This is a genomic window from Acinetobacter sp. WCHAc060033, assembly GCF_004209125.1.
Classification (GTDB): domain Bacteria; phylum Pseudomonadota; class Gammaproteobacteria; order Pseudomonadales; family Moraxellaceae; genus Acinetobacter; species Acinetobacter wuhouensis.
On the sequence record NZ_SGSW01000002.1, the window covers coordinates 49,170 to 64,214 of the forward strand.

A 15,045-nucleotide genomic window follows, 5' to 3' on the forward strand; every position below is an offset into this window, starting at 1 on the left:
TATATCCTTGTGGAATTAAACACGATGACTGACTTAGTTCAGCAGTTGGCAAGTGAGCTTGCCGTACGTCCAAACCAAGTAGAAGCTGCCATTAAACTGATAGATGAAGGCTCTAGTGTTCCATTTATTGCACGTTACCGTAAAGAAGTAACGCAAGGCTTAGACGACATCCAATTACGCCAACTTGATACACGCTTAGTTTATTTACGTGATTTATTTGAACGCCGTGAAAAAGTAATCGAATCATTAAAAGAACAAAATAAGCTCTCTGATGACTTACTGGCTCGTGTCAATGGCGCTGAAACAAAAAATGCATTAGAAGAACTTTACGCGCCGTACCGTCCAAAACGTACCAGTAAGTCGTTTAAGGCGAAAGAAGCTGGCTTAGGACCGATTGCAGAAAAGATCATTGCTGAGCAAGTTGATCCAACTGAAGCATTGGCTGGTTTTAGTCATGAAGACTATGCCGATGTTGAAAGCCAGTTGGATGCGATTCAACACATCATTATTGATGATTGGGCACAAAATATTCCGTTGACTACAGATTTAAAAGCAACATTTGCCAAAACAGCAGTGTTAAAAAGTCTAGTGGCTTCAGATGAGAAAAAAGAAGTTGGTAAAAAATTCCGTGACTACTTCGATTTCTCTGAAAACCTCAATAAAGTGCCTTCACATCGTTTATTGGCGATGTTACGTGGTCGCCAAGAAAACGTATTGGGTTTAAAAGTAGATGGTGAAGATGAAGCACCATTGATTCGTATCGAAACAGAGTATGATCTTGAAACAGTTGAACCACAAGCACGTCGTGATTTCTTAAAACAAACTGCAAAGTTGTTCTGGCTCGGTAAAGTTCGTCCAACGATTGAACATTCTTTATTAACAGAAAAGCGTCTTGCAGCTGAATCAGAAGCAATGGATGTGTTTGCTGAAAACTTACGTCATTTGTTACTTTCAGCACCAGCGGGTTCACGTACTACGCTCGGTGTGGATCCTGGTATCCGTACAGGTGTGAAATTGGCTGTAGTGTCAAATTCAGGTGATGTCCTTGCACATAGCACAATTTACCCATTTGCACCGAAAGAAGACAAAGAAGGTTCAATTGCTGAACTTGCACGTCTTTGCCGTGAATTCAATGTCGATTTGATTGCCATTGGCAATGGTACTGCAAGCCGTGAAACTGAAGCAGTTGTCGCTGAAATGATGGCAGCCAATGCTGATCTTACATTAACACGTGTTTCTGTATCTGAAGCAGGCGCATCAGTTTATTCTGCATCAGAATTGGCTTCTGCTGAACTGCCTGAGTTAGATGTTGCGATTCGTGGTGCAGTTTCGATTGCACGTCGTTTACAAGATCCATTGGCTGAACTTGTGAAAATTGATCCTAAATCAATTGGTGTAGGTCAATATCAACACGATGTAAACCAAACTAATTTGGCGAAAACCCTTGATGCAGTGGTTGAAGACTGTGTGAACGCGGTGGGTGTTGATGTTAATACTGCCTCTCCTGCAATTTTGGGTTATATCGCAGGTTTGAATAAATCAATCGCACAACAAATAGTTGATTACCGTAAAGAAAATGGTCGTTTTGATAATCGTCAAGCTTTGAAAAATGTGCCTCGTTTAGGTGAGCGTACATTTGAACAAGCGGCAGGTTTCTTACGTATTCAAGATGGTTCAGAGCCTTTAGATGCGTCTTCTGTGCATCCTGAATCTTATGGTTTAGTGAATAGCATTGTTGCTGCAAAAGCAACGACAGTGAAAGATATCATTGGCAATACTGAAATTATTCGTCAAGTGAAAGCGGAAGAGTTTGTGAATGATCAATTCGGTCTTCCAACTGTTCAAGACGTATTGAGCGAACTTGAAAAACCAGGTCGTGATCCACGTCCTGAGTTCCGTACTGCGAAGTTCCGTGAAGACATCACAGAAGTCGGGCAGCTTACTGAAGGTTTGCAACTTGAAGGTGTGATTACCAATGTGACTAACTTTGGTGCATTCGTCGATGTGGGTGTACACCAAGACGGTTTAATCCATATTTCTGAACTTGCAAACGAGTTTGTATCTGATCCACATAAAGTGGTGAAACCTGGTCAAATTGTTCAAGTGCGTGTGTTAACTGTTGATGCTGAACGTAATCGTGTGAATTTGTCGATGCGTCCAGAAGGTTCTGAAGCGCCTGCAAAAGCACCACGTCAAAAGCGTGAGTTCAATAACAATGAACAACGTGGTGAACGTAAGCCTCAAGGCAAACGTCCTCAAGGTGATCGTCCACAGCATAATCGCCATGACAATAAGGACAAAGCACCTCGTCATGACAAGAAGCCACAGTCTGCTAAACCTCAAGAAAATAAAATCGGTGGTTTAGGTGCATTATTGCTACAAGCAGGGATTAAAGGTTCGAAGTAATCTTTGATTTGAAATAAAAAACCGCCGGAAGGCGGTTTTTTTATTGCAGCAGTAATCTTACCAATGCTCACCTGGGAACAAGCGTGCATAAGCACGTTGTACTAAATTCAACTTTTGTTGTTCGCCGACAGATGCAGTTGAGCTTGGGAATAAGTTAAAACCAATCGACATCAGTTTATTGTTAATACCAGGTGCGATTGAATAAGTAATCGAAGCCAAACGACCTAAATTCGTCGCAACTTTCTTCGGACGTTTTACGATAGCATACGCAACCAAATCAGCCGCTTGTTCAGGGGAAAGCGTTGGTACATATTTATAAATCTTGGTTGGTGCAATCATTGGTGTACGAACCAAAGGCATATATACAGAAGTGATCGCAATCTTGTGAGAATGAACTTCCGCAGATAAACAACGGCTAAACGCATCTAAAGCAGCTTTTGAAGCTACATAAGCAGAGAAACGGGTTGCATTTGCCAAAACACCAATTGAACTGATGTTGATGATATGACCATCTTTACGCCCCATCATTTGCGGTAAAATATTCAATACCAAACGTACAGCACCGAAATAGTTCAATTGCATGGTACGCTCAAAATCATGGAAACGATCAACAGATTCATGTACAGCACGACGGATTGAACGCCCCGCATTATTAATCAGAATATCAATATGATCGACAGATGCAATGATTTGCTTAGAGACTTCATCAATTGCATTCATATCATTCAAATCACACGGGAAAATATCCGCTTGACCGCCTTCAGCTTGGATCTCAGCTTGTACTTCTTTGAGTGTTTCTTCAGTACGAGATACTAAAAGGACGTGTGCACCAGTTGCCGCTAGTTTTTTTGCAACGGTTAAACCAATACCACTAGAAGCACCTGTGATAAGTGCGACTTTACCTTGAACCTTTTGCTGAAAAAGTTGCTCTAATTTTTGATTCATAGCTGTTTCCCTGATTAACTGAAATGAATATGTGCTGTATTTGTTGTTTCAAGCTGACCATGCATTGTATAAAAGATGATCATATTTGTTGGGCGCAATAATATACAAAAAAAATAAAAATACTAGTATTAAGTATCTGAATTTACAAAATATTTTTAGAGTAAATACTCTATTTATTTTTAACTAATTCAGTGATTTTTATCATATAACTGAGCCAGTTTAAAGTTAAATAATAGAAGTTCTGGACGGAAAATAGACAGTTAAATTTATGTGGATATAAAAAGAACAGAGAAACAAAAAAAACAGAGCTCTAATGAACTCTGTTTGTCGAAAAATTAGAATTTATCATTAGGATTTATGAAAAGGCGAGTTCGTCATAAACTTTTCTAAGTTGTTCTTGTGCTGAGATATGACCTTGATGTGCCGCTTGTTCAAGCCATTTTTCAGCATGACTATAACTACGATCTAAACCAAGTTGACCATTTAAATAACTGAGACCCATTTTATATTGAGCTTCTTGATCTCCACGTAATGCAGCTCGAAGATAACACCACATCGCATTACGATTGGTGATTTCATCCAAACTTAGATTTTGATCTTCAAAATGATGGGCTTGGGCTTTTTCGAGTGCAGCTTCGGAAGCATTTTGTTCAAATGCTTGGCGAGATGTTGAATCTCCTAAAAAACGGTTAAAAATATGTACCAACATATAAAACCTCCTTGCTAATCCATTAACAAAGTAAAAAGAGATTGCTAATCAGAAAAAATTGATTAGATATAATTAATTTAGCTTATTTTTTAAACTTTGCAAATAATATAATGTAATTTGTCAATTGCATTTTTTACGTATTGATGAATAAACATATTTTTTAACAATTTATTTGTGAAAATCTTAGAATATAGTCATGTAATTTTATTACATCAATGAAGTTTGTTATATTCACAAAATATTTGAATCAGGCAGCACCTGTGAAACGCTCAGGTATTTTTATTACAGTCTTATTGAGTTTGTTCATGTTCCAAAGTTTGTGGAATGTGGCAGCAGCTTTTTGCGACCATGAAAGTACCGTATCAACAACAGCGAAACTCATACCCTCGCATTTTGGACATCATGTTGCCCCGAATTGCACTCAAGATCAGCAACAGCATTCGATATCCTCTATTTTCAATGATGAATTATCGAAATCAATCATTCATGATCATATCAATGATGCCAAAGCACATGATTTTCTGAATCATCTTGAAGATGATCACAGTGATCATTTGCCTTCATTTGCGCATTTTATCGTGGCAGATGTGTCTCAACAGGCTGAACAACCCAAGTTTATTGCCTATCCTGAATCTGCCTTTATCGACTGGAAAAATCTGTACCAGTCGCCTGATTTATTCCTGCCCAATCCACCGCCCGCATCCGCCCCGCTATAAGGTGGGGTAGCCGAAAACATTGACCCACCACTGAATATTCATTTTAGTGGGGCATCATTATGTCTAAAAGTGTGTCTATAAAAAAAGCGATTCCTGTGTCTGAAACAGGATCAAAGGCTGTATTTAAAATACGGAATTCCATTCTCAGCACTGTTGTCATCAGTTTAATGTCATCGGTTGCATGGGCAGATTCATCTGTTCAAAAGCTGAGTTTGCAACAGGCAATTGAGAAAACAGCGCAGTATCAGCAGTCGCAAGGCGTGTGGCAAACTCAGCAAAAAATTAACGATGCGAATATAAAACAGTCAAAGCTGTGGATAAATCCTGAGTTGTCCATAGCGCAGACGGGCTTTGGTTCGGATGAAGAAAAAGAGCTTTCGATTGGTCTTTCACAGCGACTTGATCTGTTTGGTGAACGTAAATCTGCACAGCAATTGGCGCGACTTGCCAAAGATCATACTGTGCTGAATCAACGTATTTATCAGGCACAGCTTGAACTGGCAGTGAAATATCTGTGGTCACAACTGGCGATTTTTGAACTGGAACGCAATGTCGTGCGTGAACAGCTCAATGTCAGCGAAGAAAATCTGAATGCGATTCAGAAACGTTATCAGGCGGGCAGTGTGGCACAGGTCGATGTGGATCGTGCCAAGCTTAGCCATGCGGAAAATGTCCGTTTATACCGTCAGGCAGACTTGCAGTTACAGGTGGCAACACAGCAGTTGTCCAATGTCTGGGGCGATGCAGATAAGTCCATCCGTATCGGTTTAAGTCCACAGTCACTGTGGCCGAGTTCCACTCCGCAACAGGTGCAGACTTATCTTGCAGATAATCTGATGGAGAAATCACGTCAGTTACAGGTACTGCAAGCCAAAGCCACAGTTGATCAACTCAAGGCATCGGCACGTCCAAATCCAACAGTCAATTTAGGCATGAATCGAACCAGATCAGCTGAAACAGCGACTGACAATGCCTTGGTGGTGGGTGTTTCTATTCCCTTAATTTTCAACCGTCAGCAGTATGGGGTTGAGATTGCGCAGGCAAAGCAGGATTTACTGGGTAAGCAACAGGAATTTTATCTGAAACAGAATGCTTTGCAGATCGGAACCCTATTGACCGAGCTACAGGGCCTGGAAGTGCAGTTTAAAGAGGTTGATCAGTCTCAGATTCCACTCGCCACACAGGTTCAGCGTAAAACCCTGATGGGTTTCAGTGCGGGTAAATTTGCCGTGACCGATGTGCAACAGGCGACTTTGCAGTTGCAGGAGGTTCGTCTGCGTAAGGTGCAATTACTGAAAGATGGCTGGCAACGTGCGATTGAAGCAGAAAGTCTGAGTTTAGGTTTGGCACCAGATCAGATCATGGCAAAAGATGCGATTGCACAGATCAATCAGGCTTTGTGGCAGGACACGCAGGCATTGCCTGTGGTGGGTGGAATGAGTGAGGGAAATTAAAATGTTAAATCTAAAACACAATTTGAAAAATCAACATGGAAAAATCTCTCAGTCAGTGCTGATTATTATCACTCTGGTGATCACTGCTCTGGTTGCATTGGGGTTATTTATTTCAGGTAAAAATAAACCTGCCAAAACGGATGCGCATGGTCATGGTGAATCAGAAGCGCATGCCGAAGACGGACATGGCAAAGAAGCAGAACATGCCCATGAAGAAGGTGGTGATCATGCGCATGAAGAGGGTGCTGATGGTGAGGACGATCATGCCGAAGCCATCAGTCTAAGCGCACAGCAAATGGTGGAACAGGGGGTACAGCTTGCCAAAGTCGAAGTCGGTGCTGTGAGTAAATCAGCGTCTTATCCTGCCAAATTAACCGTGAATACAGACCGTCAGGCGCACGTTTCACCTGCATTCAGTGGTCATGTGCAATCAGTCAGTGTTGAACTGGGTCAGCATGTGAAAAAAGGGCAGGCTCTGGCAACCTTACTGGTGCCTGATCTGGTTGATCAGCAGTCCAGTTTACAGATTGCACAGTCCAATCTGCAACTGGCAAAGCAGGACTATGAGCGTGAGCGTCAGTTGTGGTCGCAGGGTATTTCTGCCAAGCAGGATTATCAGCGTGCTTATAACGCTTATCAGCAGGCACAGATACAGGTGCAGGCGACCAAAGCGCGTTTGTCTGCCTTTGGTGCTTCTTCAGGTTCAAATGGTCGTTATGTACTGACTGCCCCGATTTCAGGCGTGATCAGTAAGAAAGATCTGGTGGTTGGTGAAAATGTACAGCTGGCGGATCAGCTTTTCATTATTGATCAGCTGGATCAGTTGTGGCTTGAATTTATTGCGCCAAGTTCTGAATTTTCCACTCTGGCACCGAATCAGCAGATTGAATTTAAATCTTTGCAAACAGGCAATGTATTTAAAGCGCAGATTCAAACCCTGAACAGTGAAGCCGATGCACAGACAGGTCGTTTGCAGGTTCGTGCCAAAGTCCTGTCCAATGCAACTGAACTGCGTCCAAACTTAATGGTCAATGTACAACTGCAACAGGCAGGTTCGACTCAAGCGATTCGTGTGCTGAAAAGTGCAGTGCAGAAAATTGAAGGCAAAGATGCGGTTTTTGTGGCGCATGAACATGATAAGAAAATTGAATTCAGCCCACAGCCTGTGATTTTAGGGCAGGTTTCAGGTGATGGTCAGTGGATTGAAGTTCAGTCGGGTCTGACTCAGGGACAACAGTATGCGGCTCAAGGCAGTTTCCTGTTGAAGTCTGAACTGGAAAAAGGAGAAGCGAGCCATGCGCATTAATGATTCTCCTGAGGCTAAAACTGAAGATTTAAATACAGAATCGGCACTTCCAGAACCTGAGGGTCTGTTTGATCGGCTGATTCAATTTGCAATTAAAAATGCCATCTGGGTGATGCTGTTTATCGTCGCGTGGATCGGGGTTGGGGTTTACAGTTATCAGAAACTGCCGATTGACGCTGTGCCTGATATTACCAACACACAGGTGCAGATCAATACACAGGCGACAGGTTTTACTTCGCTGGAAGTGGAACAACGCATTACCTATCCGATTGAAAATGCGATGGCGGGTCTGCCAAAACTGGAAATGACCCGTTCGATTTCCCGTTATGGGCTGTCGCAAGTCACCATTATTTTCAAAGATGGTACGGATATTTACTGGGCACGTCAACAGATCAATCAGCGTTTACAGGAAGCGCAGACTGAATTACCTGATGATATTGCACCGACCATGTCACCTGTTTCCACGGGGCTTGGAGAGATTTATCAATGGGTGATCAAGTCTGAGCCGAATGCGAAAAAGTCCGATGGTACGCCTTATACAGCGATGGATTTACGTGAAATTCAAGACTGGATTGTACGTCCGCAATTGCAGCGTGTGGCAGGGGTCGCTGAGGTTAACTCGATTGGTGGATTCAACAAAACTTATGTGGTGACACCTGATTTAAGCCGTCTCCAACAGTTACAGATTCCATTGACGGATTTGCAGACTGCACTGACGGAAAATAATGAAAACCGTGGTGCAGGCTTCATTGAGACCAATGGTCAGCAACTTACAGTGCGTGTACCTGGTACGCTGAACAGTATTGAAGATATTCAGAATGTCACGCTGAGCAATAAAAATGGCTATCCGATCCGTGTTGCGGATGTAGCAACGGTGTCGATTGGACATGATCTGCGTACTGGTGGAGCAACTTACAATGGTGAGGAAGCGGTACTTGGTATTGCCATGATGATGATGGGTGAAAACAGCCGAACAGTCGCGAAGGCAGTCGATGCCAAAGTGAAGGAAGTTCAGCAGTCTTTACCCAAAGGTGTGGTGATTGAAACTGTTTATGATCGTACTGATCTGGTGGAACGAGCGATTAAAACGGTACAGAAGAACCTTGTAGAAGGGGCGATTCTGGTCATTATCATTCTGTTTTTATTCCTTGGAAATTTCCGTGCAGCTTTAATTACGGCATGTGTGATTCCATTATCAATGCTGTTCACACTGGCAGGTATGGCAGAACAGAAAATCAGTGCCAACCTGATGAGTCTGGGGGCGCTCGATTTCGGGATTATTGTCGATGGTGCAGTGGTGATCGTGGAAAACTGTATCCGTCGACTGGCTGAAGCACAGCATGCCAAAGGACGTTTACTGACCCGTGCAGAGCGATTTAAAGAGGTCTTTCTTGCCGCAAAACAGGCACGTCGTCCGCTCATTTTTGGACAATTGATTATTCTGGTGGTTTATCTGCCGATCTTTGCACTGTCAGGTGTGGAAGCCAAACTGTTCCACCCGATGGCAATGACTGTGGTTCTGGCTTTGGTGGGCGCAATTATTCTATCGGTGACTTTTGTTCCTGCTGCGGTAGCGCTGTTTGTAAATGGTGAAGTTAAGGAAACCGAAAGCCGCTGGATGTTGTGGTTAAAGCAGAAATACGAAGCACTGTTAAATTTAGCTTATGATTTTAAAGTGTTTGTGGTCACGATTGCGGTCTGTATTTTGTTTCTAACTGGTGTTTTATCGACACAGATTGGCAGTGAATTTGCTCCACAACTTAGTGAAGGTGATTTTGCCGTTCAGCAGATGCGTTCACCGAGTACAGGCTTGGAACAGTCCTTGCGGATGCAGGAAAATACCGAAAAGTTATTACTGAAAGAGTTTCCTGAAATTAAAGCCATCTTTGCCCGTACCGGAACAGCGGAAGTGGCAACTGATGTGATGCCACCGAATATTTCCGATGCGGTGTTGCTGCTCAAACCAAAGGATCAGTGGAAAAATCCAAAAGAAAGTATTGATGAATTACGTCAGCGCATGATTGCATTTCTGGATACTTTGCCTGGTAATAACAGTGAGTTTTCACAGCCGATTGAACTGCGTTTTAATGAGCTGATTTCAGGTGTACGCAGTGATGTGGGGGTGAAAATTTTCGGTGATGATATGGAGGTGCTGAATCAACAAGCCAATCTGATTGCGCAGAAAATCAAAAGCATTTCAGGTGCAACAGCGGTCAATGTTGAGCAGACTTCGGGTTTACCTTTACTCAATGTGGAAGTGAATCATGCTGCGGCTGCGCAGTATGGTTTGTCGGTAAAAGCTATTCAGGATTTGGTGGCAACAAGTGTCGGTGGTCAGAATGTCGGACAGATTTTACAGGGTGACCGTCGTTTTGATTTTGTGATTCGTCTGGATGATGCACAGCGTACTCCTGAGCATCTGGCAAGTTTGCCGATTCAGATTCCGAATGGTGGTTTGATTCAGTTGCGGGATGTTGCCAAAGTCGACAACATCGAGGGGATCAATCAGGTCAGCCGTGAAAATGGTAAGCGTCGTGTGGTGGTAACTGCAAACGTCGAAGGGCGTGATCTGGGCTCATTTGTTACCGAGTTGCAAAGCACTTTAGCCAAACAGCCAATGCCATCGGGTTACTGGCTGGATTATGGCGGTCAGTTTGAAAATCTGATGTCTGTCAAAGCCCGCATGCAACTGGTTGTACCACTGGCACTGATCACCATTTTTATTCTGTTGATGGCAGTGTTCCATAACGTTAAAGAAAGTTTACTGGTCTTTACAGGTGTGCCATTTGCGCTGTGTGGCGGATTGGTGGCATTGTGGCTGAGGGATATTCCGCTGTCGATGTCTGCGGGTGTAGGCTTTATTGCACTGTCAGGCGTAGCCGTGCTGAATGGTTTGGTGATGCTGACCTTTATCAAGGAGCTACGTCAGCAAATGGATGTCTACCATGCAACGTGGCAAGGTGCGATTTTACGTCTTAGACCTGTATTGATGACCGCTTGTGTGGCATCACTGGGCTTTATTCCGATGGCGCTGGCAACAGGTACAGGTGCGGAAGTACAGCGACCACTGGCGACTGTGGTGATTGGCGGGATTGTGTCATCTACCTTGTTGACATTGGTGGTTCTGCCGGTGATTTATCGCTGGATGAATGAGAAAAAAATCAAGTAACGCTTTAGAATCAAATACCTTTCTCTTTTACTGAAAGAGAAAGGTTTGAATGAAATGATTTGCTTTATTTGATAGCGGGTAATACACCTAAGCTAATAATGGTGTAGTACTGATTGGTTGGTTTAGCAGTTTTATCCGATTTCTCACTGACTTCAACAAGGTATTGACCCGCATGTGGGAAGTTTAAAATTGCGAAGCCGCTTGTATCAACAGTGAGATGGGTTGCTTCATCTTCTTCTTGCCCTTGAGCACGAATAACAAGTTCAGGTGCTTTTAAGCTTTGCCCATATTTTGTAATTTTGATTTGGATCGGCTGTTGCGCTGTGATGTTGTTGGGATGGGTTTTGAATTCAACCTGGATAGGCGAATCAATTACGCTTTGGATGGGCGATGTTTCTTCTTTGGAAATATAGCTTTGGATTGACCATTCACGTGTGATTTCTATAGGTGTAGGCGCTTTTTTAAAATCAGATGGAATAACGTAGTCACGTTCTTTAATCGGTTTTGCTTTATCTGCGGGCATGTCAAAGAAGCTTTTCCACTCTTTGTTATGTTGTGCGTATTTTAAAGGAAAAGAAACTTGACTTGAAATGAGATATGTCCCTTTTTGAGGGAGGGGTAAATCAATCAGGTTGGCAGACTTTAATGTGCTCTCAGAAGCAATGCTGATCTTACTTTGATCAGGCTGAATAATGTTAAAAACGGGTTGCTTTAATGCATATTCTGGTTGGAGTGCTTGTTCTGCATAAGCACTGATCACAGGAGTTTGAGTGTTTGATGTGATATAGCTAAGAGGAGCAACATAAGGTTCATGGGCATAATTTAGCGTGCTAAATGAACTGAGTAATAAGACTGAAAATATATATTTATTCATGTGGAGTAACTTCTCGCATAAAGTTTGAGCTAAAGTGCTTTCTGGTGAGGGAGTATATATGAGAATTTTATTATTTGATAATGGTTATCATTATTAATTTAAGATCAATCATAAGATATAAAATAATGAGGCGAAAAATGAGTGAACATGCAGGACATGACCATAGCCATGCAGTGGTGACAGAGGGCAATGCCAAAAAGCTGACCTTTGCTTTGGCATTGACGACTACATTCTTAATCGTTGAAGTGATTGCTGGTTTTATCACGCAAAGTCTGGCATTGCTTTCAGATGCAGCACACATGTTTACCGATGCTGCGGCACTCGCGATTGCACTGGTGGCAATTAAAATCGGCAAGTTACCTGCTGATGATAAACGAACCTTTGGCTATCAGCGTTTTGAAATTCTGGCAGCACTGTTCAATGCATCCATGCTGTTTGTGGTTGCCATGTATATCCTGTATGAAGCCTATCAGCGTTTCAGTCATCCACCTGAAATTCAAAGTATGGGGATGATGATTGTTGCGGTCATTGGATTGATCATTAACCTGATTTCCATGAAAATTTTATTTTCAAGCTCGCAGGAAAGTCTGAATGTCAAAGGTGCTTATTTAGAAGTTTTAAGCGATGCTGTGGGGTCAATCGGAGTCATTATCGGTGCTGCTGTAATCTACTTCACAGGCTGGATGTGGGTCGATACTGTTATTGCAGTATTAATTGGTTTTTGGGTTTTGCCGAGAACATGGATTTTGCTGAAACAGAGTATCAATATTCTGCTTGAGGGTGTACCTGATGAGATTGATATTGAAAAACTACGCAATGACTTACTGGCGTTGAAAGGTGTGGAAAGTATTCACCAACTGAAAGTCTGGGCGATTACTTCCAAAAATGTTCATTTAACCGTACATTTATTTGCACCACATGCAGACCGTAATGCGCTTTATCAGGATGCAATGGAAATGCTCAGTCATGAACATGGCATTACCGAGATGACTTTACAGATCGAAGATGATGAATGTATGGCACATGCGCACAGTACGACAGGGCATGCTGCGGATGAATATGATAATCACGATCACGATCACGATCACGATCACGATTCACATACGCATAATGAAAAAAACCATTCACATTAATGTGAATGGTTTTTTATGGATTAAGTTATTGATTGAGATTAGACATGCCATTCATGGCTACAGTCACGACATTTCCATGTTTTATTGGCTTGCATGAATGACTGCATAGAAATTTTAAAATCAGGTAGATCACGCCAAAACAATACACCTGCGATTGCTGTTGCTAGGAAGATGACCACTGTTGCGATTTGCAAAGTTTGACCTGCACCATTGCCAAAAATCCACATAAAAATGCTGATTACGACCAATAACAATAAGATGAAAATTAACGGAATCAAAAATACCAAGCTTTTAGGGACAACGGGACGCACTGCAGGTTCATTGGCACTGGCAACAGGAAGAATTTTTCGGCTTTGGCATTTTGGACATTGGTATTGCATGGTCATTCCACATTTATAATCTGGCTATTATTCTAAACGTTCTGCTTCAGAATGCAAAAAGACGCACTTCATATTGAAAATAGAATGCATCTATTATTTTCAAGCAGGCAATAAAAAACCCAAGTCTCTATGCTTGGGTTTTTTATTAAGATGTATTGACACCTTGAATATGGCGTCCCTACGGGGATTCGAACCCCGGTTACCGCCGTGAAAGGGCGATGTCCTAGGCCTCTAGACGATAGGGACAAGTGAGGCGACACAAGTAAAACTAAATGGTGGAGTCAAGGAGGATCGAACTCCTGACCTCTACAATGCCATTGTAGCGCTCTACCAACTGAGCTATGACCCCAGTCTGTGTGAGCGCTATATTATGGATAACGCTCGCACTCGTCAACTAAAAAATCAGTTAAGCTTCATCAACTGCATCATTTTTCGGCAATTTAATGCTTTCATTGAGCTTTTCCCAAACTTTTGCTTCTTTTTTGCTCGGGCCGCCAACTATTTCAAGCGCATGACGTAAACGAGCAAAGGTTAAGTCAGGACCAATCGTGACCATAGATTGCATCACAGGGGTTGAAGAGGTTGAACCTGCGATTGCGATAAAGAACGTTGGCATGAAGTCACGCAGTTTAATTTCCATTTGATTCGCCAAATCCATCAATGTTTGACTAACCGTGTCATTATTCCAAGTGAATAAACTTTCTAAACGCCAAATTGCAAATTGTAAGCTTTGACGAACTTGTTCTTCAGACAATTTTTTACTTTCAAACTGCTCTTTGCTTAAAGTTGGGAACTGGTTGAAATAAAAACCTGCCCAATTTACCGCTTCTGACAATAAGTTAATACGAGGTTGAATCGCAGCAGCAATCTCTTCCAATGTATTACGGTCAGATTTCCAAGCCAATAGAGTATTTAATAACTCAGCAGGAGAGAGGGCTTTAATCCATTGACCATTGAGCCAATTCAATTTTTCAACATCAAAGATTGGACCACCGAGTGATACACGTTTGATGTCGAAGTTTTCAACCATTTCAGCCAAAGTGAATTTTTCACTTTCATCAGGCATTGACCAACCCATACGACCTAGGTAGTTCAACAAAGCTTCTGGTAAAACACCAATGTCTTTGTAGTAGTTGATTGAAGTTGGATTTTTACGTTTTGATAATTTTGATTTATCTGGGTTGCGTAACAATGGCATGTGACACAATGTTGGCATGTCCCAACCAAAGTATTTGTAAAGTAATTGATGTTTCGGTGCAGATGGAATCCACTCTTCACCACGGATGACATGGGTGATTTCCATTAAATGGTCATCCACCACATTCGCGAGGTGATAAGTCGGTAAACCATCAGTTTTTAGCAAAATTTGCATATCGACTTGCGCCCAAGGAATCTCAACTTCCCCACGAAGCAAATCATTAAATTTACAAATACCTTCCTCAGGTACTTTCATACGGATCACATGCGCTTCGCCAGCAGCCAAACGGCGTTGAACTTCTTCTTGAGAAAGTTTTAAACCGCGACTATCGTACTTTGGTGATTCACCACGTGCTTGTTGTTCAGCACGCATTTGATCAAGCTCTTCAGCAGTTGCAAAACAATAGAATGCATGTCCTTTTTCAACCAACTCTAAAGCATATTGTTTATAGATGCCCATACGCTCAGATTGGCGGTAGGGTGCATGTGGACCACCGACGTCTGGACCTTCTGACCAATTGAGTCCTAACCAACGTAGTGAATCCAAAATCATTTTCTCAGATTCAGGAGTCGAACGAAGTTGATCTGTATCTTCAATACGAAGAATAAACTCACCACCATGTTGCTTGGCAAAACATAAGTTAAACAAGGCGATATAAGCAGTTCCTACATGAGGAAAACCTGTTGGAGAAGGTGCAATACGAGTACGAACGTTCATAAACAAATATTATTCAGAATGTAAATTGAAACTATTAT

The 15,045-nt window shown here is 42.2% G+C and carries 11 protein-coding genes and 2 tRNA genes; 6 read left to right on the top strand and 7 right to left on the bottom strand.

What is annotated here, in order from left to right; translation table 11 throughout:
• Positions 1-24 precede the first annotated feature (24 nt).
• Positions 25-2,406, top strand: a complete 2,382-nt coding sequence (locus EXE10_RS01125; RefSeq protein ID WP_130112068.1) for a Tex family protein — start codon at positions 25-27, stop codon at positions 2,404-2,406.
• 57 nt (positions 2,407-2,463) lie between these two features.
• On the opposite strand, the gene EXE10_RS01130 is transcribed toward EXE10_RS01125, so the two are convergent.
• Together EXE10_RS01130 and EXE10_RS01135 are read right to left on the bottom strand one after the other, a co-directional pair.
• Positions 2,464-3,351, bottom strand: coding sequence for an SDR family NAD(P)-dependent oxidoreductase (locus tag EXE10_RS01130; RefSeq protein ID WP_130112069.1), 888 nt, complete (start codon positions 3,349-3,351; stop codon positions 2,464-2,466).
• 355 nt (positions 3,352-3,706) lie between these two features.
• Positions 3,707-4,060 carry an SEL1-like repeat protein gene (locus EXE10_RS01135; RefSeq protein WP_068975037.1) on the bottom strand — a complete coding sequence of 118 codons (354 nt, stop codon included), beginning with the start codon at positions 4,058-4,060 and terminating at the stop codon, positions 3,707-3,709.
• Between the two features lie 260 nt (positions 4,061-4,320).
• Between EXE10_RS01135 and EXE10_RS01140 the strand changes: the two genes are divergently transcribed.
• Genes EXE10_RS01140 through EXE10_RS01155 form a run of 4 tightly spaced genes read left to right on the top strand, consistent with a single transcriptional unit; the run spans position 4,321 to position 10,705 of the window.
• On the top strand, positions 4,321-4,776 hold the full coding sequence (locus EXE10_RS01140; protein ID WP_130112070.1) for a cation efflux protein, CzcI-like: 456 nt from the start codon (positions 4,321-4,323) through the stop codon (positions 4,774-4,776).
• A gap of 59 nt (positions 4,777-4,835) precedes the next feature.
• Entirely contained in the window at positions 4,836-6,230 is a 1,395-nt protein-coding gene (locus EXE10_RS01145; protein WP_130112071.1) for a TolC family protein, read from the top strand.
• A gap of 1 nt (position 6,231) precedes the next feature.
• Positions 6,232-7,536 carry an efflux RND transporter periplasmic adaptor subunit gene (locus tag EXE10_RS01150; protein ID WP_130112072.1) on the top strand — a complete coding sequence of 435 codons (1,305 nt, stop codon included), beginning with the start codon at positions 6,232-6,234 and terminating at the stop codon, positions 7,534-7,536.
• The gene (locus tag EXE10_RS01155; RefSeq protein WP_130112073.1) at positions 7,526-10,705 is read left to right on the top strand and encodes an efflux RND transporter permease subunit; all 3,180 of its coding nucleotides are present in this window, start codon (positions 7,526-7,528) and stop codon (positions 10,703-10,705) included. Before EXE10_RS01150 ends, EXE10_RS01155 begins: the two co-directional genes overlap by 11 nt.
• A 64-nt stretch (positions 10,706-10,769) precedes the next feature.
• Here the strand turns inward: EXE10_RS01155 and EXE10_RS01160 are convergent, their stop codons facing one another.
• Entirely contained in the window at positions 10,770-11,579 is an 810-nt protein-coding gene (locus tag EXE10_RS01160) for a DUF4198 domain-containing protein (RefSeq protein WP_130112074.1), read from the bottom strand.
• A 137-nt stretch (positions 11,580-11,716) separates the two neighbouring features.
• Between EXE10_RS01160 and EXE10_RS01165 the strand changes: the two genes are divergently transcribed.
• Positions 11,717-12,712 (top strand): cation diffusion facilitator family transporter, encoded by a 996-nt coding sequence (locus tag EXE10_RS01165; RefSeq protein ID WP_130112075.1) that lies wholly within the window; start codon positions 11,717-11,719, stop codon positions 12,710-12,712.
• A gap of 38 nt (positions 12,713-12,750) precedes the next feature.
• Here the strand turns inward: EXE10_RS01165 and EXE10_RS01170 are convergent, their stop codons facing one another.
• From EXE10_RS01170 to gltX, 4 genes are all read right to left on the bottom strand, one after another.
• Positions 12,751-13,092 (bottom strand): hypothetical protein, encoded by a 342-nt coding sequence (locus EXE10_RS01170; protein WP_068975043.1) that lies wholly within the window; start codon positions 13,090-13,092, stop codon positions 12,751-12,753.
• A gap of 170 nt (positions 13,093-13,262) precedes the next feature.
• Positions 13,263-13,338 (bottom strand) — tRNA-Glu (locus tag EXE10_RS01175).
• A 27-nt stretch (positions 13,339-13,365) separates the two neighbouring features.
• Positions 13,366-13,441 (bottom strand) — tRNA-Ala (locus tag EXE10_RS01180).
• Positions 13,442-13,498: 57 nt separating this feature from the next.
• On the bottom strand, positions 13,499-15,007 hold the full coding sequence (gene gltX, locus EXE10_RS01185; protein WP_130112076.1) for a glutamate--tRNA ligase: 1,509 nt from the start codon (positions 15,005-15,007) through the stop codon (positions 13,499-13,501).
• Positions 15,008-15,045: the final 38 nt, after the last annotated feature.

Excerpts from the sequence above, each read along its gene's own strand:
- gltX (WP_130112076.1), bottom strand. The coding sequence starts at position 15,007 with ATGAACGTTCGTACTCGTATTGCACCTTCTCCAACAGGTTTTCCTCAT.
- EXE10_RS01155 (WP_130112073.1), top strand. The coding sequence starts at position 7,526 with ATGCGCATTAATGATTCTCCTGAGGCTAAAACTGAAGATTTAAATACA.
- EXE10_RS01145 (WP_130112071.1), top strand. The coding sequence starts at position 4,836 with ATGTCTAAAAGTGTGTCTATAAAAAAAGCGATTCCTGTGTCTGAAACA.
- EXE10_RS01130 (WP_130112069.1), bottom strand. The coding sequence starts at position 3,351 with ATGAATCAAAAATTAGAGCAACTTTTTCAGCAAAAGGTTCAAGGTAAA.
- EXE10_RS01150 (WP_130112072.1), top strand. The coding sequence starts at position 6,232 with ATGTTAAATCTAAAACACAATTTGAAAAATCAACATGGAAAAATCTCT.
- EXE10_RS01170 (WP_068975043.1), bottom strand. The coding sequence starts at position 13,092 with ATGCAATACCAATGTCCAAAATGCCAAAGCCGAAAAATTCTTCCTGTT.
- EXE10_RS01125 (WP_130112068.1), top strand. The coding sequence starts at position 25 with ATGACTGACTTAGTTCAGCAGTTGGCAAGTGAGCTTGCCGTACGTCCA.
- EXE10_RS01135 (WP_068975037.1), bottom strand. The coding sequence starts at position 4,060 with ATGTTGGTACATATTTTTAACCGTTTTTTAGGAGATTCAACATCTCGC.
- EXE10_RS01165 (WP_130112075.1), top strand. The coding sequence starts at position 11,717 with ATGAGTGAACATGCAGGACATGACCATAGCCATGCAGTGGTGACAGAG.
- EXE10_RS01160 (WP_130112074.1), bottom strand. The coding sequence starts at position 11,579 with ATGAATAAATATATATTTTCAGTCTTATTACTCAGTTCATTTAGCACG.